We start from the raw sequence: 26,385 nt of genomic DNA, 5'->3' as shown, positions 1-26,385 counted from the left end.
ACAGACGATTAAAGGGTTTCCTGCACCGTATAGGCGCCAGGATAGCCGTTGTTTTTCAGTTCATGCAATAACATTTTAACCTGAAAGCGGTCGTGCAGGGGGCCTAAACGTAGCTTGTATACATTGTTCACCATGGGTATTTCTGTGGGCACCTGATAAAGCGATGACAATACTGAAGAGATTGAGCGGGCACGTTCAATGTCAGAGAGTGCAGCGACCTGAATATAAGTGGCTGTAGAGCCAGAGGACGCCGAAGCCGCAGGCTCGGGGTCTGTCAGCCCGGCATATTCAGCGTAGGTAACAGTGGGTTGCTTGCCGACGGTAACATTATTTTCCTCATCAAAATGAATGACTTCCAGCTTCACCTTGGCAGTGCCGTGATTGTGGTAGTCCAGTTTGATGGCCGCTGCATAGGATAAATCAATAATGCGGTTGTCATGAAACGGGCCACGGTCGTTCACCCGAACGATAGCTTGTTTGCCATTGCTCAAGTTGGTCACTCTGACATAAGAGGGCAGGGGCAGGGTTTTGTGGGCCGCGGTCATGGCGAACATGTTGTAGGTTTCACCATTGGAGGTGAGGTGGCCGTGAAACTTTTGGCCGTACCATGAAGCGTAGCCCTCTTCCTCGTAGCCTTTGCCGGTTTGCATTGGATAATAGCGCTTGCCCAACACCTCATAAGGGCGACTGTTAAACGTGCGGTAAGGTTCGTATTTAGGCACCGCATCGATCATGGCTGGCGTGTCATGGGCGAACGCCGGCGCAGAGTCCTGCTTCAGCGTGTAACGGCTTTCAGGGGCTGACTGACACCCGGCAAGGGTTATGACCAGAAAAATGAGATAATAAGAAAACTGACGTATCACCGCGACATAAACCGTTTTTGGGTACTAATTGCCATCAGCATGCCAAAACCCGCCATCAATGTCACCATGGAAGTCCCCCCATAGCTCACCAGAGGCAGGGGAACACCCACCACAGGTAACAAGCCCGAAACCATGCCCATATTTACGAATACGTACACGAAGAAAGTCAGTGTAATACTGCCGGCCAGTAGTTTGCTATAGGCATCCTGGGCTCGGCTGGCAATGATCAGTCCGCGCAGAATAATAAACAGATAAATAGCCAGTAAACCGAGTACGCCAATAAGGCCAAATTCTTCACTGAATACCGAAAAAATAAAATCAGTATGACGCTCAGGTAAAAATTCAAGTTGCGACTGGGTGCCCTGTAACCAGCCTTTTCCGTCAACGCCCCCTGAACCAATGGCGATTTTAGACTGGATGATGTGATAGCCGGCACCCAACGGGTCACTTTCCGGATTCAGAAAGGTGGTCACGCGCTGCTTTTGATATTCCTGCATCAGAAAGAACCACATGATGGGCGCGAAGGCGCCCAGCGCAACGGCAACAAAGCCAATAAGTTTCCAGCTCATCCCTGCCAGGAAAATGGCAAAAATGCCTGAGCTGGCAATCAGCAGGGACGTCCCCAGATCTGGCTGCCGGGCAATCAGGATAGTGGGAACCACTACCATGGCAAAACCAATACCCACCTGCATATGCTTGGGCGGAAGGGTGAATTTACTGATATACCAGGCGACCATCATAGGCACCGCCAGTTTCATTAATTCGGAGGGCTGAAAGCGGATAAAGCCCAGATCAAGCCACCGTTGTGCCCCTTTTCCTACTACACCCACTACCAGTACCGCTATCAGCATAAGCAATCCCAGCCCGTAGGCGTACACCGATAACCGACGGTACGCCATGGGCGGCACCTGCGCCATGACCAGCATAACCACCGCGGCGACGGCCAGCCGGGTGAACTGCCGCTCCATCTGACCCGGATCCTGGCCTGAGGCAGAGTAAAGCGTAATCAGACCCACGGCCATCAGCGCCAACAACCCCAGCAATAGCCAACCGTCAATGTGAATGCGCTGTAGCAGTGAAATTTGATTTGGCTTTAGCGTCGTACGTTTCATTGGCTTCCCTGATTGGCAACTGCGCTCGCCAGCGGTGTAGGGTCAAATGTGTGGTGACGGAAATAAAAGTCCATCATGTCACGGGCAACAGGTGCAGCATTGGCACTGCCACCGCCGGCATTTTCAATAACCACAGTTACTGACACTTCAGGATCATCAAAAGGGGCATAACCGACATACAGCGCATTGTCCCGTAACCGTTCATCCACCTCTTCTTCGTCATACTTTTCATTCTGACCCACAGAAAAAAGCTGGGCGGTGCCGGTTTTGCCTGCAGACTCGTAGGTGGTGTCTTTGAAGGCGTGGCGGGCCGTACCGTCTTCGCCGTGCACCACATCATGCATAGCGTTGAGCACAATATCCCAGTTTGCCGGTTCAGATATCTGTATCGGGCGCAGTGACTTAAGGGGTTCCAGTTCCACCTGGCCATCTTCATAGCGATAACCGCGTAATATTTGCGGGACATAACGCTCACCGCGATTAACCAGGGTGTTGATGGAATGAGCAAGTTGAATAGGGGTGGCTGTCCAGAAACTCTGACCAATGCCTACCGGGATGGTATCACCGATATACCAGGGCTGATTAAACCGTGCCCGTTTCCATCCCCGGCTGGGCATATTGGCGTCAGACTCTTCGTACAAGTCGATACCGGTAAATTCACCGAAACCAAATTCAAACATGGCTTCACTTATTTTGTCGATCCCCAGCTGATAGGCGAGGTCGTAGTAAAAGGTATCGCAGGATACTTCTATTGCCCTGGCCACATCCACTTCACCGTGCCCCCAGCGCTTCCAGTCACGCCACACGTGACTCACGTTGGGTAAGCGGTAACGACCGGTATCATTGATGGTAGTATGTTGGTCAATGACATCCTGCTCAAGACCCAGCAATGCCAGGTGAGGCTTAATGGTAGAGGCCGGTGAATACTGACCCTGAGTCGCCCGATTTATTAACGGACGATCCGGGGAATTAAGCAATGCGGAGTAATTTTTTCTGCTAATGCCATGCACAAACAGGTTCGGGTCGTAGCTTGGGCTTGAATACATGGCCAGCACACCGCCGGTCTTGGGTGACGTGATCACCACCGTACCGCGCTCCCCATCCAGGGCTTTGCTGGCCGCCAACTGCAATTCTATATCAATATTCAGTACCAGATCTTTACCCGGTACCGGCGGCTCAGTATCAAGCACCCGAATAACCCGCCCCTGATTATTCACTTCAACCTGCTGATAGCCTACCGTGCCATGGAGTAAGTCTTCATGGTACTTTTCTATCCCCAGTTTCCCAATATCGTGCGTAGCGGCATAGTTAGCCTCGGACCCGGCCTCTACCAGTTTCTGCAGATCTTTTTTATTGATACGGGATACATATCCCAATACGTGAGTAAGGGTAGACTTAAACGGGTAATGGCGGGCTAACCGGGCTTCTATTGAGACGCCGGGGAAGCGATGTTGCTGTGCTGAGAACAGCGCCACTTCTTCTTCACTGAGCTGCGTACGCAAGGCCACAGGTTTAAAACGCCGTTGTCCACGCAGGGTGGCAAAGAAGGAGTCTTTTTCTTCCTGGGTAATGCTCATTAACTTGGTGAGGGCGTCCAGCGTAGCGTCTAAATCTGCAATTTTTTCCGGTACCACTTCCAGACTGAATACCGGCCGGTTTTCGGCCAGTAACACACCATTGCGGTCATAAATAAGCCCGCGGTTGGGCGCAACAGGAATTACCTTGATACGGTTACCGTTGGAGCGGGTCTGATAATCTTCGTGTTGTTTCACCTGCAGCACATACAGGTTGCTCAGTACCACCCCCAGCATGGCTACCACAATCAGAAATGCAATGGTGGCCCGGCGGGCAAATAAATTGGCCTCGGCGCTGTGGTCTCTGATGTGCTGACGCTTGGCAGGCATAATGACTATTCGCGATGGTAGGGGTGATTCTGGGTTACCGACCAGGCCCGGTACAGACTTTCAGTAACGATAATGCGCACCAGCGGGTGAGGCAGGGTGAGCGCGGATAGCGACCACTTTTGCTCGGAAGCCGCTATGCAGGCAGGCGCTAAACCTTCCGGACCACCTATCAGTAAGCTCACATCCCGGCCATCCATTTTCCAGTTATCAAGCTGGGTGGCCAGTGCAGGGGTATCCCAGGGTTTGCCGGTGACTTCCAGGGTGACAATTCGGTTACCTTTGGGTACCGCTGCCAGCATCAGCTCCCCTTCTTTTTGCAGGATACGGGGAATATCAGCATTCTTACCCCGTTTACCCGCAGCAATTTCAGTAAATGCGACCGGCATATCCGTGGGGAACCGACGCAGAAACTCGTTGGTGCCCTGGCTTACCCAGCCAGGCATCTTAGTTCCTACTGCCACGATTTGAATTCGCATGGAACGGTTACCTTTTAATAATTACTGCGGTAGCCGGCACTGTGAGGCCGGACGGCTACGACCAGAGTTTCTCAAGCTGGTAAAAGTCGCGGGTTTCATCCTGCATAACATGCAAAATAACGTCGCCGAGATCAACCAGCACCCACTCTCCGGACTCTTTGCCTTCAATGTTGGTCGCTGCATGACCGGCTTGCTTGGCTTCAAGCTGCACGTGCTCAGCAATGGAGATAACATGACGCTTAGAATTGCCTGAGCAAATCACCATGGTATCGGTAATGGTGGACTTGCCTTTTACGTCCAGCGACATTATGTCCCGGGCTTTCATGTCATCGACTTTGTCTATGACAAACTGTTTGAGTTGTAGACTCTCCAAAAGTTCTCCTCGTACTAAGTTGTTGGTACGTATAGTTGATGTTGTTCAATGTAGTCCGCGACTGAAGGTGCTAGCCACCGGGATATGGCGGGTAAATTCACTGTTCCGGCGCGGGCAATTTGGTTGCGCAGCGATGTTGAAGAAATATTCTGCAAGGGTGTGGATGCAAAATACACATGTCCACGGGTTGTTTCGCGAATTACTTCTGGATGCGTTGTCCGATGCTGCACTGTGAACGCCTCAATTTCAGGCGACAGCGTATCTTGGTCAACATTTCTGCGCATAATAATCAGGTGGCAGTAGTCCAGCAATGCCTCCCACTCATACCACTTGGACAAATTATACAGCGAATCGTCGCCAATGAGGAAGCAAAGTGCGTTATTCGGGTGTGCCTTTCTCAACGCTCTGAGGGTATTCACCGTGTAGGAGGGCGGCGGTAATGACAGTTCGATCAACTCCGGGTACAGCGTGGGGTGCCCGGCGCAGACGGCATTTACCATATTTATCCGATGTTGTTGCGCGATACCTGCCGTGTCTTTATGGGGCGGTATCCGGCAGGGCATTAAACCCAGCCGGGCAATACCGAGCTCTTCTACTGCGGCCAGCGCTGGCTCAATGTGGCCTGTATGGGGCGGATTAAAGGTTCCGCCCAACAGCGCAAGAGGTGTGTTACTCATCGTCTGCCAACAGAGGGATGTTCTGTAGTGGTACGCCCAGAAATAACATGCAGAGGTGGCACAGTTTTACGAAAGGGCGGGGCAGCGTCTGGTTCTTAAATACAAAATCGGCCTGCTGGAGCTGATCACGTATTTGGTTTAACTGATCAAGCGTAAGACGCGCCAGGGCGGCCTGATAAAAGGCCTGACGGTTCCGCCAGATACCATGGCGTTGCCACTGCACGCTTTGGCCTGCCTGCATTTGTTGTTTCAGGGTCCACAGTGTTTGCCACTCGCGTAGCAGTGCCCAGATAATGATGTTGGGTTCTATACCTTCACTTTCCAGCCGGTAAAGCATCTTCACACAGCGCTGTTGCTCACCACTGAGCATGACATCGATGAGCTGAAAGACTGTAAAGCGGGACTGGTCTACCATCGCCGCTTCAATTTGCTCGTCAGTGATAGCTGCACCCGGATAAAGCAGGGCGAGCTTGTCTATTTCCTGCTTTGCGGCCAGTAAATTACCTTCGCAGAAGTCGGCAATTAGCTGCATTCCCGCCGGTGAAACCCGGAGTGCATGGCTACGCAGTTGGTCCTGAAGCCAGCCAGTCAGCTGCTTACCTTCAAGCGGGTAACAGATACTGTGTACACCGATAGCGTCCAGTGATTTAAACCACTTGCCTTTTTGCACATCCTTGCCAATACGCGGTCCATGGATAAGCAATAGGGTATTCTCATCCAGAGAGTCCGCCACCGACTGCAATACCTTACTGCCCTCAGTACCAGGTTTGCCGGTAGGCAGTTCCAGTTCAATCAGCTGCTTATCGCTGAACAGCGACATCGACTGCGTGGCATCCAACAGCTGATTCCAGCTGAATTCTTTGTCTGCCACCAACACAGTACGTTCGTCGAATCCGGAGGTGCGCGCCTGGCTGCGAATAGTGTCTATGATGTCGAACTTCTGTTGCGGCTCGTCACCAAAAATCAGGTAGCAGGGCTTTAGCCCGTTTTTCAGCTCCTGAGCGAAGCGGTTCGGATAGACTTGCATCCTGTTACTCTACCACGGTAGCGCGGTGGGGGGCCTGGCTGGCCAATCGACGGATAATGCGATCGGCCGCTTCCTCGCGCATTTCCTTGAGTACCAGGTCCAACTCGCGGGATTTTGCCAGTACCTGATCAGGATCATCCTGGTAATCACGCAATACCTCGAATGAGGCCGTTACTGCCTCGGCACCGGGAAACTGCACCACATACTTCACGCCATATATGAGCTCGTATTCGGCTACCTGACCCGAGGGGTAGACTGACAGGAGCCGGCGTTCCAGCGACTCTGGCAGAATACGCACCAGCACGGTGTGATCTGCGTTAGTTACTTTGCTGGCGCGCAGACGCTGTATATCGTACACATCCAGCCTGGCCAGCAAAGTTCTGGCTAGGGGGGAATGTACGCGCACTGCATCAACCGCTACCTGATTGATATCCGGGGGCAGTGTTTGCCCACCCCGCAACTGGAAGCCGCAACCGGCTATCATCAGGCTCAGTAAGGCAGTCAGTCCGAATTTGAGCATATTTAGTTGGCCACTATATTGACAAGTTTGCCGGGCACCACAATAACCTTACGAACAGTTTTACCTTCGGTAAATTGCTGAACATTGGCCTGAGCCAGTGCCTGCTTCTCTACCGTGGCCTTATCGGCATCGGCGGCTACGGTCATTTTCGCGCGCACCTTACCGTTTACCTGCACAATGATCAGTTTTTCGTCTTCTATTAAGGCTTTTCCATCAGCCACCGGCCAGGCCACGGTTTCAACGTCTTCAGTGTGTCCCAGCTGATGCCACAGCGTGTGCGACAAGTGTGGGGTAATCGGGTTCAACAGCAACAGGACACTTTCCACTGCTTCACGCATCAGAGCGATATCCTGTTCGCTCTCCTGCGGCGCTTTTTGCAGATGGTTAAGCAGCTCCATCACTGCCGCCACGGCAGTGTTGAACGTTTGCCGGCGACCCAGATCGTCAGTGACTTTCTGAATGGTTTTGTGAACTTCACGACGCAGTGCTTGCTGGTCTTTTGACAGCGCAGCCACATTCAGTGGTACCGGCTCGCCGTGCTGCAAATGCTCCTGAGTCAGTTTCCAGACCCGACGCAAAAAGCGGTTCGCGCCTTCCACCCCGGAATCTACCCATTCCAGGGTTTGTTCTGGTGGCGCGGCAAACATGGTAAATAAACGCACCGTGTCAGCGCCGTACTGGTCAATTACCTGCTGCGGGTCAATGCCGTTGTTCTTAGACTTCGACATTTTAGTCATGCCGCCATGTAGCACAGGCTTGCCATCCGCTTTCAGCCAGGCTTTCACAATTCGGCCTTTACTGTCTTTTTCTGTTTCTACATCGTCCGGGGAGTACCAGGTTTTCTTACCTGCGGCATCTTCACGATAGAAAGAGTCGGCTAATACCATGCCCTGGCATAACAGACGCTTGTAGGGTTCATCGGAATCTACCAGTCCTTCATCCCGTAGCAGTTTATGGAAGAAACGTGAGTAGAGCAGATGCAGAATGGCGTGTTCGATACCGCCGATATACTGATCCACCGGCAGCCAGTAATTGGCTTGACTCGGGTCCAGCATCGCGTCCGGGTTCTGCGCACAAGCGTAACGGGCGTAATACCAGGAAGATTCCATGAATGTATCGAACGTATCTGTTTCGCGGGTGGCAGGCTGCCCCTGATACTGTGCTTTCGCCCATTCGGGATCGGCTTTGATTGGCGAGATAACGCCATTCATTTCCACGTCTTCAGGCAGCGCGACCGGTAAGTCTTCCGCAGGCACGGGAACCGACTCACCGTTTTCCAGATTGAGCATTGGGATGGGCGTACCCCAATAACGCTGGCGGCTTACCCCCCAGTCGCGCAGTCGGTAGTTCACTTTACGCTCACCCCGTCCCATGGACTGCAGTTTATTCGCAATGCCATCAAATGCGTCAGCAAAACTGAGGCCGTCAAATTCAGCTGAATTAACCAGCACACCTTTCTCGGTATAAGCCGCCTGGCTGAGGTCACAAGAACCCTGGGCACTTTCCGTCGGCGCGACAACCTGTTGAATAGGTAGCTGGTATTTAGTCGCAAATTCCCAGTCACGCTGGTCGTGGCCAGGTACTGACATCACCGCACCGGAGCCGTAATCCATCAGCACAAAGTTTGCCACCCAGACAGGCAGTTTTTCGCCGGTAAGTGGATGCAGTGCATAGACGCCGGTGGCGCAGCCTTTTTTCTCCATCGTGGCCAGTTCAGCTTCGGCGACTTTGGTATTCCGGCATTCATCAATAAACGCGGCCAGGTCCGGATTATTTGCGGCAGCGAATTCAGCAATCGGGTGTTGCGCAGCGACGGCCACATAGGTCACGCCGTATAGCGTGTCCGGACGGGTGGTGTAGACTGTAAGGTTATTCACATCACCGGCCGCTGCTTCAAGATCAAAGGTAATGTCTACGCCTTCAGAGCGACCAATCCAGTTGGCCTGCATGGCACGCACCTGATCAGGCCATTCTTCCAGTTGTTCCAGATCTGCCAGCAGTTCTTCGGCATAATCGGTAATTTTAATGAACCATTGCGGAATTTCTTTTTGCTCAACCAGGGCACCTGAACGCCAGCCACGACCATCGATAACCTGTTCATTTGCCAAGACGGTCTGGTCAACCGGATCCCAGTTAACCGTGGAATTCTTTTTGTACACCAGTCCTTTTTCGTACAAACGTGTGAAGAACCACTGCTCCCAGCGATAGTACTCTGGTGTACAGGTAGTCACTTCCCGATCCCAGTCATAACCGAAGCCCAGCGATTTCAGCTGTGACTTCATGTAATCAATATTGGCGTAGGTCCACTTGGCAGGTGCAGTATTATTGTTGATGGCTGCGTTTTCAGCTGGCAGACCAAAGGCGTCCCATCCCATAGGCTGAAGCACATTTTTGCCCTGCATCCGTTGGAAGCGGCTGATCACATCACCAATGGTGTAGTTCCTTACGTGACCCATATGAAGACGGCCGCTGGGGTAGGGGAACATGGAAAGACAGTAGAATTTTTCTTTTTCTGGCTGCTCAACGGCTTTGAAAGACGCATTGTCCTGCCAGTATTGTTGCACCTGTTGTTCTATTTCTTTGGGGTTATACTGTTTTTCGGCCATGAAGATCGGGCTTCCGCAATGTTGATTGGTTTAAAGGCTGATGCACACTTACGTTTGTCGTTGGCGTGGATACGCCAGTGCATCACGACAAATGAAGCTGTATAGAATACCTCAGCGCCGGTGAAAGCCTCAATAGGCGCCGGCCGATTGATGAAAAAAAGTCGTTAAAACGTTGAATTATTCGCCACTGTCGGAGGTAACGAAGTGGATAAGGCTGGCCAGTTGCTGTGCTTGTACCTGGTCCACAACGGGCGCCAGCGTGGTCAGCCCATCCGGGGGGGCATAGCCATGTACGCGATAAGTTAACGCTACCTCGGTGCCGGCCTCTTTTTTAGTAATTGACCATACCAGCGCGCCATTTACGCCCATTGCCTGTAAAGGCCCCAGACCACCGGTCATGACCAGCTTATGGGGCGGTGCCACCTGGCTAATATGCATATGGGTGGCCGAATTGTCATTATGCTGTTCGCAGAAGCAACCGCCGGCCTGAGTATCTATACTTAAGGTGCCACGCCACCAGGTATGATCTTTGGGCCACCATTCATCCACCTGCCCGGTAAGCGCTTGCCAGACTTCTTGTGGTGAGGCGTTCGTCATTGCTTTGTTACTGATGACAAAGCCATCATCAGCGGCATGCCGGACCTCGGCGGTGACCGCCGTAGTGAAAATCAGTCCACTAATAAAGCTGGCGAAGAGGGATACACGAAAAGTATGCATGAATGGCGTTCTGTAAAAAATAAATTTGAGACTAGTACGCAAGGTGAGCAAATACAAGCATAAGCGTTTGACAGCGCTGACGAATCACGTTTCACTTAACAAAAATTGAGAAAGTTATTACAAGTATGTCAGGTGTGCCAAGTTTCACCCCCCTCGCGGCTTCCGCGTTATCACCGTCATTCAACCGCAGAATTATAAGTGCTGCCCTTGCCGACGATGAAGCTTTCAATGCGACCTTCATTGGCCAGGAGCGCGCGCGCGAGGCACTCACCTTTGGATTGGGAATCAATACGAAGGGTTATAATTTGTATGTCATGGGGGAGCAGTCCACGGGCCGCTTTTCGCTGGTTAAAGATTACATTGAACGACATGTTGCTGCGCTACCAACGCCAGATGACTGGTGTTACCTGAACAATTTTGAAGATGAACGTGAGCCTGTGGTGTTGAAAATGCATCCGGGCGGCGGTAAAGCGCTGCAAAAAGACATTCAGAGTCTTATTGACGATCTGCTCGCCACCTTTCCCGCGGCGTTCGACCACCCCGGTAATCAACGCAAGCGAACTGCGATAAACCGTGCGTACGAGCAAAAATACGACCAGGCTATTGACGCGCTAGAGCGGTATGCGCAGGCGAATGGCGTCGCCCTCTATGAGGAAGGCGGGACGATTACTTTCTCTCCCGTAGTCGACGGTAAACCCATTAGCGATACTGAGTTTGCTACGCTTAGCGATGAAAAGCGGCAATATTACTACACCCTGATAGATGAGCTGGAAAATCGTCTGAGTGAGAGCCTGCTCGGTTTGCCGGTCTGGAAGCGGGAACACAGTGAAAAATTGCGGGAACTCGACAAAGAAACTGCGGAGCAGGGGATCCGTCCGCTGTTAAAAGCGCTGGAGCACAAGTATAACGGTGATCTGGGCGTGCTTAAATACTTAAAGCAAATCCGTACACATTTGATTGACACAGTTGTCGCTCTGTATTGTGAGGAGCGCAAAGAAGATAAGGGTGACGAGCTGGACCGCCGGTTATATCTGGAAGAGCAGTTTATGCCTAATGTGGTGGTGGGACATGTGCTAGAAGACGGTGCGCCGGTAATCTATGAGCCTCACCCCAGTTACCAGAACCTGTTTGGAAAGGTGGAATACACTAACATTCACGGCAGCGTCTATACCAACTACCGGATGATCCGCCCCGGCGCATTACATAAAGCCAACGGCGGTTACCTGTTACTGGATGTAGAGCAACTGATTGATCAGCCGTATGTATGGGACTCCCTGAAGCAGGCAATCAAATTTGCCAAACTCAAAATGGACTTGCCACAACAGGACGTGGGCATGGTTAATGCCATCACTCTGCAGCCTCAGTCAATTGATTTGCAGGTGAAAATCATTCTGCTGGGCTCCCGGGATCTTTACTATACATTACAGGACTACGATCCGGAGTTTGATGAGTTGTTTCGGGTACTGGTCGATTTTGACCTGGAAATTCCGGTCACCAGACAGTCGCTTTTCGATTTTGTCGGCCGCGTTCGCCGTCATGTTGCCTCCAAAGGGTTAGACGGAATATCTGCCAAAGCGATGCATCGGCTGGTTGAATATGCCCTGCGCATGGCTGAGCACAAAGAGAAGTTCTCGGCGCATTTTGCGGAAGTGCTGGAACTCATCAACGAAGCAGACTACTTCTGTAAAAAAGCGGCGGATAAAACCCTGGAGCTGGGCCACCTTGAGACGGCATTGAATGCGAAAAAACGTCGCACCGGCCGGGTGAGCCAGACCCTGCTCAATGATATAAAGGAAGGGCACGTGCTGATTGCCACCGATGGCAAAGCAGTCGGCAAAGTCAACGGGCTGACCGTGATGGAAATAGGCGGTACGGCGTTCGGTACGCCGGCCCGGATTACCGCGACGGTATTTGCTGGCGCCAGCGGGGTAGTGGATATTGAACGAGAAGTGGAACTTGGTCAGCCCATCCACTCAAAAGGGGTAATGCTGCTGACCGGTTACCTGGGGAACAAATATGCCCAGCATTTTCCGCTGACACTATCGGCGAACATTGCCCTTGAGCAGTCCTATGGCCATATCGATGGCGACAGCGCGTCACTGGGCGAACTCGTGGCGCTGATTTCCGCTCTCACGGATATTCCCGCACTGCAAACACTGGCTGTTACAGGCTCCATTAATCAGTATGGAGAGGTCCAGGCAGTGGGGGGCGTGAATGAGAAAATTGAAGGGTATTTTGATTTATGCCAGCACCGGGGGTTAACGGGCACACAAGGCGTAGTTATTCCCAAGTCCAATGAGCTAAATCTGGTACTCGACAGTGCGGTAATTAATGCGGTGAAAAGAGGGCAGTTTCATATATATACGGTAGAAACGGTCGATGATGCGCTTGCTTTACTGATGCAAAAAGAAGCCGGCGCGCTATCTACCCGTGGCCGTTATCCGAAACAGTCTATTAATTATCATGCAGTGAACCGGCTCTATAATATTGCGCTAATGGTCAATGGTGGCGACTCCGATTAATCACTCTGTGGCGTACCGATCGACGGGTTTTCCATAAAAAAGCCGGCAACTCAGTGCCGGCTTTTGAGAGTGAGGTGGCTGCTATTTTGGCGGCATTCGCAGGGCGCCATCCAGACGAATGGTTTCTCCGTTCAGATAGGCATTGTCCATCATATGCTTCACCAGTTTACCGAATTCTTCCGGTAGGCCGAGACGTTTCGGAAACTGGACATTACTCACCAGCGCATCCTGAACCTTATCCGGCATAGCAAGTAACATAGGCGTGCCCATAATGCCAGGGGCGATAGTGTTAACGCGTATGCCCAGCGGCGCTAAATCCCGTGCCATAGGCAGCGTTAAACCAATTATGCCGCCCTTGCTGGCAGCATAAGCAGTCTGGCCTATTTGCCCTTCATAGCCCGCCACGGATGCTGTATTGATTATCAGTCCCCGTTCATTGGCTTCACCCTGAGTGGGTTGCGAAGCCATGGCCTGCGCAACCAGGCGGGCTACGTTGAAGCTGCCTACCAGGTTAATGTCGATGGTGTTCTGAAACGCATCCAGCGGGGCTGCATTGCCTTCTTTATCCAGCAAACGCTTCGCTGGCGCGATGCCAGCACAGTTGACGCACAAATGAATATCGCCAAAGCGCGCTTTGACTTCATCAATTGCGGACTGAACCTGCTTTTCGTCACGCACGTCGACCTGACAAAACAGGGTATGTTCGGCACCAAGCTCGTTTACCCGGGTACTGCCCACCTCGTCGTTCATGTCGAATAACGCGACATTAAGACCGGCTTCCCGTAATGCGATGGCCGTGGCGTGGCCTAAGCCAGAACAGCCGCCGGTAACAATGGCCGTTGAGCCTGAAAGTTCCATAGTGTTTCCTGTGTTGTTGTTATTACAATGTTACTAATACTACTGACAGTTGTAATTGAACACCATGGCAACCAGTAAACGGAAGTGTCAGGACTCAGTTATTTTGGCAACTGAATTTTACGCTCGTCAGAGGGGCGGTAGATAACCAGTGTATGACCGATTACCTGCAGTTTCACTGCGCCCGTCTCGCGAACAATGGCATCCATGATCAACGCTTTCTCTTCCCGATCATCAGTGGGTACTTTCACTTTAATCAGCTCGTGATGAGTCAGCGCGTTGTCAATTTCCGCTACCACGCCTTCAGTCAGGCCATTAGCTCCAAGCTGTACGACGGGTTTGAGAGGATGGGCGAGCCCTTTGAGAAACTGCTTTTGTTTGTTTGATAATTTCATTAATAGGTTTTCTTACAATTAATCTGATTGTTGCAACTTGAAATGCCGTATTCTAACGCCATCTATTCAACAATCCCAATGACAATGTGCCGGAAAGACAAAAAGAAACATTTGGCGTACCAATACGGCTGTCTTAGGCCAGGGTCGGCTAGCCGGTCTGGGTGGAATATCTGGTTGGGGCTGTAGTTACATGGCGGAGCCAGGTTCGCCCCCGCTCTGAACGACGAAAGTGATGTAAATATAAAGTACGTGACGTACATTGCTTTTGAACACATTAGCCGGGAACACCGTAATCATTCTGTGGTCTGATAAGTCACCTTGTTAATGACTGTCAGAAGACCCGTAAAAGTTGAGTGAAGTCGATGTTCTGGTGAAAGTGCGCGATGGTAATCGTGTTGACGGACGAAACTCCGAAAACCGCTTTATTGGCAAGGTTCTCCGGAATCAAGGAACGGTGCGTATTTCAGAATCCCCGTGACAAGTGCAAATAAATTAAAACGCGTAAACCGGATTCACTGCGGGTGCGTTGAAGTGAAGTGTATCTGGTAGCTAGCGGATATAAAGTGTAGTACCCTTGGGGTAGCGAATTTCGTCCCAGCGAACAACGTAGAATAGCCGGCTGTGGTAAGGAAATTGCACATAAATGGCTGTTGTAAGCTGAATTTTTTAGAGGTTAGTAGCATTGAGCGATATGGCAAAAAATTTAATTCTGTGGTTGGTTATCGCCGTTGTGTTGATGTCGGTGTTCCAGAGCTTTTCGCCTGGAGAGTCCACGCGGGCGCAAACCGACTACACAACATTCCTGAAAGAAGTGAATCAGGGGAATATTCGTGAAGTCAGAATAGATGGTGATTCCCGGGAAATCCGCGGCACTAAAAGGTCTGGTGAATCGTTTGTCACCTACATTCCTTATTTCGATGACAAGCTGATTTCAGACTTGGCAAAAAATGAAGTGCGGATGTTGGGCGAACCGCCTGAAGAGCCGTCAATCCTGACGTCTATCTTTATTTCCTGGTTCCCGATGTTGCTGCTTATCGCTGTCTGGATTTTCTTCATGCGGCAGATGCAGGGCGGCGGTGGCCGTGGCGCCATGTCGTTTGGCAAGAGCAAGGCCCGTCTGTTAGGTGAAGATCAAATCAAAACTACTTTTGCGGATGTGGCAGGCTGTGACGAAGCAAAAGAAGATGTTGCCGAGCTGGTGGATTTCCTGCGCGACCCGTCTAAGTTCCAGAAATTAGGTGGCAAGATCCCTAAAGGCGTACTGATGGTAGGCCCGCCCGGAACAGGTAAAACCTTGCTGGCGAAAGCCATTGCCGGTGAGGCGAAGGTGCCTTTCTTTACCATTTCTGGCTCTGACTTCGTAGAAATGTTCGTGGGTGTAGGTGCATCACGTGTCCGTGACATGTTCGAGCAAGCGAAAAAAGCCGCCCCATGCATTATCTTTATCGACGAAATAGATGCGGTAGGTCGCCAGCGTGGCGCCGGTCTTGGTGGCGGTCACGATGAGCGTGAGCAAACTCTTAACCAGATGTTAGTAGAAATGGACGGTTTCGAAGGCCACGAAGGCATTATTGTCATCGCCGCAACGAACCGCCCTGATGTATTGGACCCGGCCTTGCTGCGTCCTGGTCGTTTTGACCGTCAGGTTGTGGTTGGTCTGCCCGATATCCGAGGCCGTGAGCAAATACTGAAAGTCCACGTGCGTAAAGTACCGGTGGCTGATGATGTGGAACCGGCAGTAATAGCACGGGGTACGCCAGGCTTTTCAGGTGCCGATTTGGCAAACCTGGTGAACGAAGCGGCGCTGTTTGCTGCCCGTGGGAACAAGCGCCTTGTTTCCATGGAAGAGTTTGAGAAAGCCAAAGACAAAATCATGATGGGCTCTGAGCGTAAGTCCATGGTGATGTCTGAGTCAGAAAAAGAAATGACGGCCTATCATGAAGCGGGTCACGCCATTGTTGGTCGTCTGGTACCAGAACACGATCCGGTATACAAAGTGTCTATTATCCCTCGTGGCCGTGCATTGGGTGTCACTATGTACCTGCCAGAACGAGACCGGGTAAGTCATTCTAAGCAGCATTTGGAAAGCATGTTGTCCAGCCTCTTCGGTGGACGGATTGCCGAGCAGATTATCTACGGCGACGATAAGGTCACCACTGGTGCCTCGAATGATATCGAGCGAGCCACTGATATCGCCCGCAAGATGGTGACTCAGTGGGGTCTGTCCAGCAAAATGGGACCGATGCTTTACGCCGAGGAAGAAGGCGAGGTGTTCTTAGGTAAGAGTATGTCTAAGGCATCAAATATGTCCGATGACACCGCCCGTGCAATCGACAGCGAAATCAAAGCGCTGATAGATTCAAACTACGAGCGTGCTAAAACTATCCTGGAAGAGAATATTGATATTCTGCATTCCATGAAAGATGCACTGATGAAGTACGAAACCATTGATGCCAAGCAGATTGATGATTTGATGGCCCGTCGGGAAGTGCGTCCACCTGCAGACTGGGATGATCGCACACCGTCAGATGGTGATAAGCCCAGCGGCGGTAAGCCAGCCCGTGAAGGTGAAATTAAAAATGATGGCGTAGACAAGCCATCAGTCGGTAAACCCGGTGATTTACCAGGTTAATCCAGCACTTTTGAAAAGCGCCACTTATGTGGCGCTTTTTTTATGTCTGCCGGGAAGTCGTGCGCTGGTCGCCTGACAGAAAGCTGACTTTACAGCGGGGCGATTGAAAAGGCAGTCAGAATTAGCGCTAAAACCGCGGTACGCTGTGTGCCTATGGTATTATCGCCTCACAAATGCAACCTGATAAAAAGTGTTACCTATGAAGTTTTGCTCGCGAACTATTCCACTTACTACGCCCAGTGTGATGGGGATCCTCAACGTGACGCCGGACTCGTTTTCTGACGGGGGCCAGCATGATTCTGTCGCCACGGCCGTCGCGCATGGTGAATCTATGGTTGCGGCGGGCGCTGCGTTTATTGACGTAGGGGGTGAATCCACCCGTCCCGGCGCACCAGCGGTCAGTGAACAGGAAGAACTCGACAGGGTAATTCCGGTTATTGAGGCATTGAGTAGTCATGTTGATGCAGTAATTTCTATTGATACCAGTAAAGCTGTTGTCATGCGCGAAGCGGTCGCGGCCGGCGCAACGCTGATTAATGATGTTCGTGCTTTACAGGAACCGGGGGCGCTGAGTGCTGCGGCAAAGGCCGGTGTGCCTGTATGCCTGATGCACATGCAGGGGCAGCCCCGTACCATGCAGGACAGTCCGCAGTACAAGGATGTGACCCGCGATGTCAGCGATTTTTTGATGGCCAGGGTCGCCGCCTGTCGGGATGCCGGTATCAGTGATAATTCAATTATTCTCGACCCCGGCTTTGGCTTTGGTAAAGCGCTGGCGCATAACTATCAGTTACTGAATGGCCTGCCTGAATTGATGAGACTGGGTTTTCCTCTGCTGGTGGGGATGTCCCGTAAATCAATGATTGGTCAGGTAATCAACCGACCGGTTAATGAGCGCTTGGCGGGAAGCGTAACCCTCGCTACAATTGCTGCCAATATGGGAGCACACATATTAAGGGTTCACGATGTGCAGGAAACCGCCGATGCGGTCGCTATTGTGAATATGCTCCGGGCGCAACAGCAATAAACAGGAAAAGTAGTATGGGACAGCGGAAATATTTCGGCACGGATGGTATTCGCGGAAAAGTAGGCGAGAGCGCCATTAATCCTGAGTTTGTCACTAAATTAGGCTGGGCGGCCGGTAAGGTCCTCGCCGGACGGGGCACCAATAAAGTCCTGATTGGCAAAGATACCCGTATCAGTGGTTATATGCTGGAGTCCTCGCTGGAGGCCGGCCTGTCCGCCGCTGGTATCAACATCGGGTTACTGGGACCTATGCCCACCCCGGCCATTGCGTATCTGACTAAAACGTTTCGTTCTGAAGCGGGCATTGTTATCAGTGCTTCCCACAACCCATTTTATGATAACGGCATCAAGTTCTTTTCTGCCAATGGATTTAAGCTGGACGATGACATTGAGCTGGCGATTGAACGAATGCTAGAGCAGCCAATGACCTGTGTTGCTTCTGATAAGCTGGGCAAAGCTACCCGCATTAACGATGCCGCCGGTCGTTACATCGAATTCTGTAAAGGCACATTCCCGTCTGAACTGTCTCTCACTGGTTTAAAAGTGGTGGTGGATTGCGCCCATGGCGCCACCTACCACATCGCCCCTGATGTACTCAGAGAACTGGGGGCTGAGGTAGTCGAGATCGGTACACAACCGGATGGCCTCAACATCAACGACAAAGTAGGTGCTACCTCTATGAGTGCGGTGGTAAACCGGGTCAAAGAGGTTGGCGCTGATCTTGGCTTCGCGCTGGATGGCGATGGTGACCGGATTATGATGGTAGATCACCTGGGCAATGTTCTGGATGGCGATCAAATCTTATACATTATTGCCCGTGATGCATTAAAAAACGGCAAGATGCAGGGTGGAGTAGTCGGTACCCTGATGAGTAACCTCGGTCTTGAAAATGCGCTGGCGAAACTGGGCGTCCCCTTTGCTCGCAGTAAAGTGGGCGACCGGTACGTGATGGAGCTGTTACAACAGAAAGGCTGGTCTATCGGTGGTGAAAACTCAGGACATGTACTGAATCTGAATATTGCCTCCACAGGTGACGGGATCGTTGCCGGTTTGCAGGTTATCGCTGCCATGCTGCGCAGTCACATGAATTTACATGATCTTTCCAGTGGCTTCGAAATGTATCCGCAGGTACTGGTTAATGTGCGTTACAGCGAGTCATCTGCCGATCCGCTTGAAGCAGAAGACGTTCAGCAGGCAAGCCGGGAAGCCGAATCTGCGCTGGGTAAACGGGGACGGGTATTGCTGCGTAAGAGTGGTACCGAACCGCTGATCCGCGTTATGGTAGAGTCGGATGATAAGGCTGCATCTGAAAAGTGGGCAGAGTTTATCGCTGATGCTGTACGTAAAGTCGCCAGTTAATTGATTGGCTGGCAGATTTTACGTTTAGTTCTTGTATATTTTAATTGAAATCGTTAATATCACGCCCGCTTTGAGACAGGGCTAAGGTCTGAAAAGTGAACACCATGAGTAGAACTCCGCTTGTAGCAGGAAACTGGAAAATGAATGGCAGTCGTGAACTGGCCGGAACGTTTTCCGACACGCTTAATGCGAATAGTGTGGAAGGTGTTGATGTTGTCATCTGCCCGCCAAGCGTTTTTCTGACGTCATTTGAAGCTTCAGCGTTTGCGCTGGGTGGTCAGGACGTCAGTGCATTAGATAATGGCGCACATACCGGAGATGTTTCTACCGGGATGCTCGCGGAATGCGGTTGCGATTATGTTATTGTCGGTCATTCAGAACGCCGACAGGATCATGGTGAAAGCAGCGAGCTTGTAGCACAGAAAGCGGCACGAGTACTGTCAGCGAATCTGACGCCTATCGTTTGCATTGGCGAGCCACTGGATGTCAGAGAAGCAGGCGAGAGCGCATTGCAGGAGTATCTGGGCAAGCAACTGGCTGCGTTAACCAAACAGTTATCGCCGCAAGACCTGTCCGGATGTGTGATAGCCTATGAGCCTATTTGGGCTATCGGAACCGGTAAAACCGCTTCTCCGGAACAGGCTCAAAATGTACATGCGTATATCCGCGCTACGTTAGCCGAAACCGATGAGGCGGTAGCAGACGGAATGAGAATTTTATACGGCGGCAGTGTTAAAGCCGACAATGCCGAAGCATTGTTCAGTCAACCTGATGTTGACGGTGGTTTGATTGGCGGAGCCAGTCTCAAGGCCGACGATTTTATGACTATTTGCCAGGCGGCAAAGTAACGAGGTAATTATGTTATACGAAGTGCTATTGGTTGCGTACCTGATTATCGCACTGTTACTGATTGGTTTTGTGCTGATCCAACAGGGCAAAGGCGCAGACATGGGCGCATCATTTGGTGCCGGCGGCTCTAATACGGTGTTTGGTTCTTCGGGCTCAGGTAATTTTATGACTCGGACAACTGGCATCCTGGCGACGTTATTTTTTGCGATCAGCTTGTTTTTAGGCAATATCACTGCCAACCGCGATAGCGGCACAGACGAGTGGGATATCGACGTGCCTGCAGCAGAGCAATCTGTGCCAGCAGACAGTGATGTACCCGTTACTGATACCCCAGCTCCGGCTGGCGATGTACCGGTAAGCAACGAAGACAATACAACTGACGTCCCGAACTAAACAATTTGCGGAAGTGGTGGAATTGGTAGACACGCCATCTTGAGGGGGTGGTGAGCATAGCTCGTGCGGGTTCAAGTCCCGCCTTCCGCACCATATTTAGAAGCCAGCTTTAAGCTGGCTTTTTTTATGCCTCAGGCATTTATCAGTATCATCGTGTCTTCTATCAGGACGAGTAACCTTGCACTAGGGGATTGTTATCGCTCAGAATTCCAGTAATACGCGATTGGGCCGGTTAGCTTGTTAAGCCAGATAAAGTCGCGTAGATTTAACGTGCTAAGCCACTTTCGATGAGGTGCTGTATCAAGTATTTATCTAATTGCGCAGGTGCGTTGGGACTGCTGGGCATACTCGGTATGTCGCCGGCTATCTCTGCCAAAACACTGGTTATACAAGACCAGCTCCAGAACCGGCTTGAGAACGCCGTGGTCACATGGCAAGCAGACACTGCCCAGGCGGCGCCATCTGAGCCCGCAATCATGGATCAGGTAGGTAAACAGTTTCTGCCCGAAGTGTTGGTTGTCCCGCAGGGAACGGAAGTACTTTTTCCTAACAGTGACAATATTCGTCATCATGTTTACAGCTTTTCCGAGGCTAAAACGTTCGAAATAAAATTATACAGTGGTAAACCTACCGAGCCAGTGTCGTTCGACACCCCCGGCGTGGTGATCCTCGGCTGTAATATTCATGACCAAATGATCGGTTATATTTACGTTAGCGACGGCAACGGCGTGGGAAAGACTGACGACAACGGCGAACTAACGGTACCGGATAATGTGGAGGCAGTGACCGTCTGGCATAAAAATCTCGATATTCTTCAGGCGCGCCGCGAGACCATATCACTGAGCCCCGGAACCACCAGCGAGACCCTGATTCTTAACCTGATGGCGACCGAACGGCCCGCGCCGAAGACCTTCGGTAGCCGTAAATTTGGTGGATAAGGACAGTGCAGATATCGCTCCGACATAGTTTATTCCGCATACTCCTGGGCGGTATCGTCATCACCGTATCACTTATTTTGGTAAGTGTATGGAACGGCACCACCTCGCTGGTCCAGAATAGCCTCGATAAAGAAATTACCGTCTCCAAAGGTGTGTTCCGGAACGTGATAGAAGAGCGGGCTAAAATTCTGGGTACGGTGGTTAATTTGTCTTCCACCCACTTCGATACAATAAGCCAGATGCTCCGTGACCAAAGTCAGGAAAGCGTAGCGACCACCAAAAGTTTTCTTGAATCTATGCAGGGCCGAACCCGGGCCGACTGGGTAGCCTATGTAACCGTAACCGGTAAGGTTGTAGCGTCGGTGCCTGACTACATGGAATATGGTAGTGATTTTCCGCAGCGCGGACGTGCGCTGCTGTCACCCTTTGAAGATTATACCAGCGGTTTTATGATTGTGGACGGCACCTTGTTTCACGTGGTCGTGGCGCCTGTAAAGATGCCCAGAGCCGTGGGCTATAGTGTGTCCGGCTTTGCAATTAACAATCGCTTCCTAAAAGCGTTAAGTGGCATAACGCAGGGTGAAATTATTGTTCACACCACGAAGGACATTACCGACAAACCGTTAGCGCTTGCTACCAGTCTGTCGCCATCCAATGCCCAGCGCATACTGGAGGAAGGTCGCTCTCAGTTAAGTTGGCTGGACTTTCTTGCCGGTAATCAGCGAAGCTTCGTCAGTCGCCGGTTAAATCTTGAAGATATGGCAATGGACGGACTTCCCGTAGAGCTTACACTGGCCATTGATGTGTCTGAGCAGTATGACGGCTTTGCTAAACTGCTACTCACTATTGTTACCATCAGTTTGCTGGCAATACTGGTGTCGATGTTGTTTGTTATGTTCCTGTCCCGCCGGGTTAGTCGCCCGGTGTCACGCCTTATGAAAGCGGTGAACCGCATTGCGGACGGTGAGTACGATCAGACCCTGCCCAATGATAGTCGTCTTACTGAGATTGCAAACTTATCCCGCGCATTTACCACCATGCAGCACAGCCTGAAAAACCGTGAAGAACGTATTCGCTTTCAGGCTCAGCACGATATGCTGACCGGATTATATAACCGCAATTACATGGAGCAGCTGGTTGCCGACCGGCTGGCCGGTGGGGTGCCGTTTCAGGTATTGGGTATCACAATCCCCGGTTTCAGAGCGATTAATGACTTATACGGCTACGCCAATGGTGACAAAGTGTTGCAGGTCGTCAGTGAACGCCTGTGCCGGTGGCAGGGGGTAGCAGCCCGGCTGTCAGGTGGCGAAGTGTTATTTATTGCTGAAGCACCGTTAACCACACTTCAGCTTGAAACGCTCCAGCACATTCTGGAACAGCCGGTGGAGGTGGAGTTAGTCGCCATCCCGGTTAAAGTGGCCTTCGCAACGATTGATTGCCCCGCCGATGCCAATTCCGCCGAGGAGTTATTCCGTAAAATTAATATTGTGACGGACGAACAGACCCAATCGGGCCACTGGTTAATGCGTTATGACCAGGAGTTAGAAAACCGCTATCTGCGTCGCTTATCCATCATTACAGAGTTAAAGCACTGCCTGCAGTCTGAGCAGTCTGAGCTATCTATGGTGTACCAGCCTAAAGTTGCCTTGCGGGAACGTCAGGTTTGCAGCATGGAAGCTCTTATCCGTTGGAATAGCAAGGTGCTAGGGTTTGTCCCGCCAGATGAGTTTATTGGTATTGCTGAGCAGGCGGGTTTGGTTGAACAGGTGACTTCCTGGGTAATGAATCAGACTATTCGGGATATTGTCTCGTTTAGGGCGCAAGGTTACGACTTTACTGTGGCCATGAATTTATCCACTCAGGATATTCAGAATGCGGAGTTACTTAATCGCATGCATGAACTGCTTAATGTGGCAGGGTTGCAGCCCGGTGATCTTGAACTGGAAATTACCGAAAGCGATCTGGTCTCCGACGCCAGTGTGGCCATTGAAAATATCCGCCAGTTAAATTCAGCCGGCTTTCGTTTTGCCATTGATGATTTCGGCACCGGATACTCGTCTCTGGCGTACCTGAAAGACTTACCCGTCCATACCATCAAAATAGATAAGAGCTTTGTCCTTAAGCTCGCCACCGATAAAAATGATCAGCAAATAGTTAAAACAGTGCTGAGCCTGGCACATATATTCGGCCTCAGTGTGGTCGCTGAAGGGGTGGAAGATGACACCACCCTGGCTCTACTGGCTGACTGGGGCTGCGACATCGCCCAGGGGTATTACATCAGTAAACCTGTGGCGGCACCTGTGCTGTTAGAGTGGCTGGACTCCACACCCTATAACACCCAACCTCAACAAGGAACTTCATGAAACTAGCAGGCTTTTTCGGAGGCGCGTTACTGCTTTGCGCCACCAGTGTAGTTGCCGGCGAGGGCAAGCTCATTGCAACCGCGGGGTTAAATCAGCTAGAAGGGGCCGGTGGCGGTGGCATTGTGCCATGGGCGACGCTGTCTGGTTATGATAGTCGCGATGAAATGTCGGTCAGTGCTTTCGCTACCCGTGTGAATTTAGACGACTATCGTCTGCACGTAGTGGGCGGCAGCCTCTCACTGTATGACCGGGTAGAGCTTTCGGTGGTTCGTCATACCTTTGATTTAACCACCCTGGGTGGGGATATCGCGCAAAATGTGTATGGCGCGAAAGTTCGGTTATATGGCGATGTGATCTATTCCGACTGGCCACAGCTTAGTGCTGGCGTACAGCATAAGGTTTTACAGGATACCGGCATTGCCCGTGCGTTGGGGGCGGACTCCGACCGTGGAACTGATTATTACCTGGCCGCGACGAAAGTGCACCTGGGCGCAGCCGCAGGCTATAACCTGGTTTGGAACCTGACCGCTCGTGGAACCAATGCCAATCAGTTAGGGTTGCTAGGGTTCGGTCAGCAACAGGATGACGGGCTGGACATTATGCTGGAAGGTAGCCTCGGCGTGCTCTTTAGCCGTCACCTTGCTGCCGGTGTGGAGTACCGCCAGAAGCCTGATAACCTCGGGCTTGGCGAAGACAACTGGTGGGATGTATTTGTTACTTATATTCCATCCAAACACTTTAACGTTACTCTGGCCTGGGCTGAGCTTGGCAGTATTGCCGGCGCAGCTGACCAGAATGGCCTGTATCTGTCAGTAGGAGGGCAACTATGGTAACCAAGCAATTCGCCAGAGCCATAGCAGTAATCTGTGCCATTGTCACGCTGGTGGCTTGCGCATCTACTACTGAAAGTTTGTATCAACAAATTGGTGGCGAGCAGACGATAGAGGAAATCACTGAGAACTTCGTTTACGAAATTGAATATGACCCGGTTATTCTGGAATATTTTGCGGGCAGCGATATTGAGCGCTTTAAGCAAAAGCTCAGTGAACAACTGTGTATGGTGACGAACGGCCCGTGCGAGTACACCGGAGACAGCATGTCACAGGTGCACGGCGGCATGAATATTACTGAGTCTCATTTCAACCGGACGGTCGACTTGTTAATTAATGCGATGAACAAAGCTGGTGTGTCGCACCGTCATCAGAACCGAATCCTCGCCGAACTGGCCCCGATGCGCAAAGATATGCTGTACAAGTGAAAGGTGGCAGATGTCTTGCAGCAATGACTCTGATATTCACAAATAGAGGGACATTGTATGGACATTCTACGCATAATATTGTCAATTTTACTGCCGCCACTTGGCGTATTTTTGCAAGTTGGACTGGGCGCACATTTCTGGATAAATATACTGCTGACGTTACTGGGTTATATTCCCGGTATTATTCATGCAATTTGGATTATCGCCCGCCGCTAAACCAGCCTCGACAATGCAGCGTCTAATGCTGCATTGTCTTTTTCCACTACTGACTCCGTCATTGCCAACGCATAAGTTGCATTAGCGTGTCTGGCGAGCAATGCCGCGTAGTTGGGATCAAGCTGCTGCTTGAGCACATACAGACAGTGCAGGATATGTAATGCGATCGCCACGTGTGATTTACCATCCTGTCTGATTTGATCAAACGCACGGTCTATTACCCCTTCCATTGTAAACGCACGCCGTTTTATCCAGCAGTTAGTGTCTCTGTTAATCACACTTGGGGCCGGAAAGGTGCGCTCCGACATCAGAATACACGCTGAGGTGAGCCGGTCCAGACAAGTGAGAGCGGTAGCCGGGTCATTGATACCTGGCGAGAGTGCCCGCAAGGCGATTTCCACCAGTTGGCCAAGCGCAAATTCAGGATCCTGTATCGGGGTTCGGTTTTTTCCGACAATAACGCTCGCAGACAGTGCCCTGAGTAACGATGTGTTTACCTCGGTGTGGCTGTGCACTACCAGTATTGGCGCACGAGGAAAAACGTGATCGCCACCCCGGACTATGACTTCAACCCCTGCGACTATATCGTTGCGGAGGGTGGCCAGGGCTTCATAATCAATGGTTTGTACATAGCCTTCACGATCAGCCGTAAGTGTGTGTCGGAAGGGTCCATCCTTCAGAAGTGCTGGCGCGACAGGTTTTAGGGAAGAGTTTTCTGACGGTGCTGGCAGCAGAGTTTCGATATCGCCGCATAGCTCTCTGAAACACCGGTAAATAACCTGGTCTGCCTGAATCGAGGCGGCCACGTGGTGGATAAAGTAGATGATCACGCCAATATTCAGCACACCAAGCACAACAGACAGTGCGGTTAGTAATGACATGGCATCCTGATTTTCCTGCACGGCGCTGATGTAATGCAGTGCAAGCAGGCAGAATAAAAAGGACGACACCAGCATACCAAGGACGACCTGGGTACCGCGATCCACCATAAAGGTACGAATGAGGCGCGGGCCGAACTGTGAGGAAGCCAGTGTAAGTGCCACGATGGTCATAGAAAAGGCGATACTCGTGACAGTGATGATAGATGATGCCAGTGTGCCCAGTACTTGCTGCGCGCCTTCCTGAGTGACCAGCGGGATGAATGTGAGAAGCCAGTCGGGAAGGGTGGTTCGCTGTAACAAAAACAAACAGGCGCCGCACAAAAGGGCAGAGAACAGCATCATGCATAAGGGAATAAACCAGTAGCTGGTACTCAGCGATTCCCATGTGGTCCGTATGCGGTTAGAAAGTCCGTGGGTATTCAA

The 26,385-nt window shown here is 51.4% G+C and carries 24 protein-coding genes and 1 tRNA gene; 12 read left to right on the top strand and 13 right to left on the bottom strand.

Annotation, left to right across the window (positions count from 1 at the left end; all coding sequences use genetic code 11):
* Nucleotides 1-8: 8 nt before the first annotated feature.
* From OCL06_RS06980 to OCL06_RS06935, 10 genes are all read right to left on the bottom strand, one after another.
* Nucleotides 9-860, bottom strand: a complete 852-nt coding sequence (locus tag OCL06_RS06980; protein ID WP_444541956.1) for a septal ring lytic transglycosylase RlpA family protein — start codon at nucleotides 858-860, stop codon at nucleotides 9-11.
* Entirely contained in the window at nucleotides 860-1,975 is a 1,116-nt protein-coding gene (rodA, locus tag OCL06_RS06975; RefSeq protein ID WP_262993013.1) for a rod shape-determining protein RodA, read from the bottom strand. The genes OCL06_RS06980 and rodA overlap by 1 nt, the downstream gene beginning before the upstream one ends.
* A complete protein-coding gene (gene mrdA / locus OCL06_RS06970; RefSeq protein ID WP_262993012.1) occupies nucleotides 1,972-3,879 on the bottom strand; it encodes a penicillin-binding protein 2 in 1,908 nt (635 codons plus the stop codon). The genes rodA and mrdA overlap by 4 nt, the downstream gene beginning before the upstream one ends.
* A gap of 5 nt (nucleotides 3,880-3,884) precedes the next feature.
* A complete protein-coding gene (gene rlmH, locus OCL06_RS06965) occupies nucleotides 3,885-4,355 on the bottom strand; it encodes a 23S rRNA (pseudouridine(1915)-N(3))-methyltransferase RlmH (protein WP_262993011.1) in 471 nt (156 codons plus the stop codon).
* 55 nt (nucleotides 4,356-4,410) lie between these two features.
* Complete coding sequence (gene rsfS, locus OCL06_RS06960) at nucleotides 4,411-4,728, bottom strand: ribosome silencing factor (RefSeq protein WP_262993010.1); 318 nt, start codon at nucleotides 4,726-4,728, stop codon at nucleotides 4,411-4,413.
* 14 nt (nucleotides 4,729-4,742) lie between these two features.
* The gene (nadD, locus tag OCL06_RS06955) at nucleotides 4,743-5,405 is read right to left on the bottom strand and encodes a nicotinate (nicotinamide) nucleotide adenylyltransferase (protein WP_262993009.1); all 663 of its coding nucleotides are present in this window, start codon (nucleotides 5,403-5,405) and stop codon (nucleotides 4,743-4,745) included.
* The gene (holA, locus tag OCL06_RS06950) at nucleotides 5,398-6,432 is read right to left on the bottom strand and encodes a DNA polymerase III subunit delta (protein ID WP_262993008.1); all 1,035 of its coding nucleotides are present in this window, start codon (nucleotides 6,430-6,432) and stop codon (nucleotides 5,398-5,400) included. The genes nadD and holA overlap by 8 nt, the downstream gene beginning before the upstream one ends.
* Before the next feature lie 4 nt (nucleotides 6,433-6,436).
* The gene (locus OCL06_RS06945) at nucleotides 6,437-6,952 is read right to left on the bottom strand and encodes an LPS-assembly lipoprotein LptE (protein ID WP_262993007.1); all 516 of its coding nucleotides are present in this window, start codon (nucleotides 6,950-6,952) and stop codon (nucleotides 6,437-6,439) included.
* A 2-nt stretch (nucleotides 6,953-6,954) separates the two neighbouring features.
* The gene (gene leuS, locus OCL06_RS06940) at nucleotides 6,955-9,558 is read right to left on the bottom strand and encodes a leucine--tRNA ligase (RefSeq protein WP_262993006.1); all 2,604 of its coding nucleotides are present in this window, start codon (nucleotides 9,556-9,558) and stop codon (nucleotides 6,955-6,957) included.
* Between the two features lie 177 nt (nucleotides 9,559-9,735).
* A complete protein-coding gene (locus OCL06_RS06935) occupies nucleotides 9,736-10,275 on the bottom strand; it encodes an SRPBCC domain-containing protein (RefSeq protein ID WP_262993005.1) in 540 nt (179 codons plus the stop codon).
* Between the two features lie 125 nt (nucleotides 10,276-10,400).
* Between OCL06_RS06935 and OCL06_RS06930 the strand changes: the two genes are divergently transcribed.
* On the top strand, nucleotides 10,401-12,797 hold the full coding sequence (locus OCL06_RS06930; protein WP_373318451.1) for a Lon protease family protein: 2,397 nt from the start codon (nucleotides 10,401-10,403) through the stop codon (nucleotides 12,795-12,797).
* 81 nt (nucleotides 12,798-12,878) lie between these two features.
* Here the strand turns inward: OCL06_RS06930 and OCL06_RS06925 are convergent, their stop codons facing one another.
* Nucleotides 12,879-13,655 carry an SDR family NAD(P)-dependent oxidoreductase gene (locus OCL06_RS06925; RefSeq protein WP_262993003.1) on the bottom strand — a complete coding sequence of 259 codons (777 nt, stop codon included), beginning with the start codon at nucleotides 13,653-13,655 and terminating at the stop codon, nucleotides 12,879-12,881.
* Between the two features lie 98 nt (nucleotides 13,656-13,753).
* Nucleotides 13,754-14,047, bottom strand: coding sequence for a ribosome assembly RNA-binding protein YhbY (yhbY, locus tag OCL06_RS06920; RefSeq protein WP_262993002.1), 294 nt, complete (start codon nucleotides 14,045-14,047; stop codon nucleotides 13,754-13,756).
* Nucleotides 14,048-14,729: 682 nt separating this feature from the next.
* Here yhbY and ftsH point away from each other — a divergent pair.
* The 11 genes from ftsH (at nucleotide 14,730) to OCL06_RS06865 (ending at nucleotide 25,081) form a co-directional block, all read left to right on the top strand.
* Nucleotides 14,730-16,679, top strand: coding sequence for an ATP-dependent zinc metalloprotease FtsH (gene ftsH / locus OCL06_RS06915; RefSeq protein WP_262993001.1), 1,950 nt, complete (start codon nucleotides 14,730-14,732; stop codon nucleotides 16,677-16,679).
* Between the two features lie 199 nt (nucleotides 16,680-16,878).
* Nucleotides 16,879-17,706: a dihydropteroate synthase gene (gene folP / locus OCL06_RS06910; RefSeq protein WP_262993000.1), complete on the top strand. Its 828-nt coding sequence runs from the start codon at nucleotides 16,879-16,881 to the stop codon at nucleotides 17,704-17,706.
* Nucleotides 17,707-17,720: 14 nt separating this feature from the next.
* Complete coding sequence (glmM, locus tag OCL06_RS06905; protein WP_262992999.1) at nucleotides 17,721-19,064, top strand: phosphoglucosamine mutase; 1,344 nt, start codon at nucleotides 17,721-17,723, stop codon at nucleotides 19,062-19,064.
* Nucleotides 19,065-19,159: 95 nt separating this feature from the next.
* On the top strand, nucleotides 19,160-19,912 hold the full coding sequence (gene tpiA / locus OCL06_RS06900; RefSeq protein ID WP_262992998.1) for a triose-phosphate isomerase: 753 nt from the start codon (nucleotides 19,160-19,162) through the stop codon (nucleotides 19,910-19,912).
* Between the two features lie 10 nt (nucleotides 19,913-19,922).
* A complete protein-coding gene (gene secG / locus OCL06_RS06895) occupies nucleotides 19,923-20,306 on the top strand; it encodes a preprotein translocase subunit SecG (protein ID WP_262992997.1) in 384 nt (127 codons plus the stop codon).
* 7 nt (nucleotides 20,307-20,313) lie between these two features.
* Nucleotides 20,314-20,399, top strand: a tRNA-Leu gene (locus tag OCL06_RS06890).
* A gap of 260 nt (nucleotides 20,400-20,659) precedes the next feature.
* Nucleotides 20,660-21,244, top strand: a complete 585-nt coding sequence (locus OCL06_RS06885) for a methylamine utilization protein (protein ID WP_262992996.1) — start codon at nucleotides 20,660-20,662, stop codon at nucleotides 21,242-21,244.
* 5 nt (nucleotides 21,245-21,249) lie between these two features.
* The gene (locus OCL06_RS06880) at nucleotides 21,250-23,607 is read left to right on the top strand and encodes a putative bifunctional diguanylate cyclase/phosphodiesterase (protein ID WP_262992995.1); all 2,358 of its coding nucleotides are present in this window, start codon (nucleotides 21,250-21,252) and stop codon (nucleotides 23,605-23,607) included.
* A complete protein-coding gene (locus OCL06_RS06875; RefSeq protein WP_262992994.1) occupies nucleotides 23,604-24,440 on the top strand; it encodes a DUF3034 family protein in 837 nt (278 codons plus the stop codon). The genes OCL06_RS06880 and OCL06_RS06875 overlap by 4 nt, the downstream gene beginning before the upstream one ends.
* Nucleotides 24,434-24,865, top strand: coding sequence for a group I truncated hemoglobin (locus tag OCL06_RS06870; protein WP_262992993.1), 432 nt, complete (start codon nucleotides 24,434-24,436; stop codon nucleotides 24,863-24,865). Before OCL06_RS06875 ends, OCL06_RS06870 begins: the two co-directional genes overlap by 7 nt.
* Before the next feature lie 57 nt (nucleotides 24,866-24,922).
* Nucleotides 24,923-25,081 carry a YqaE/Pmp3 family membrane protein gene (locus tag OCL06_RS06865; protein WP_262992992.1) on the top strand — a complete coding sequence of 53 codons (159 nt, stop codon included), beginning with the start codon at nucleotides 24,923-24,925 and terminating at the stop codon, nucleotides 25,079-25,081.
* Here the strand turns inward: OCL06_RS06865 and OCL06_RS06860 are convergent.
* Nucleotides 25,078-26,385, bottom strand: a complete 1,308-nt coding sequence (locus OCL06_RS06860; RefSeq protein WP_262992991.1) for a DUF2254 domain-containing protein — start codon at nucleotides 26,383-26,385, stop codon at nucleotides 25,078-25,080. The genes OCL06_RS06865 and OCL06_RS06860 overlap by 4 nt on opposite strands.

Origin of the sequence: Alteromonas salexigens, from assembly GCF_025628895.1 — a bacterium.
Lineage (GTDB): Bacteria > Pseudomonadota > Gammaproteobacteria > Enterobacterales > Alteromonadaceae > Alteromonas > Alteromonas salexigens.
The sequence above is the reverse complement of the archived record's forward strand: the minus strand, read 5'-3'. Positions and strand labels throughout refer to the sequence as shown.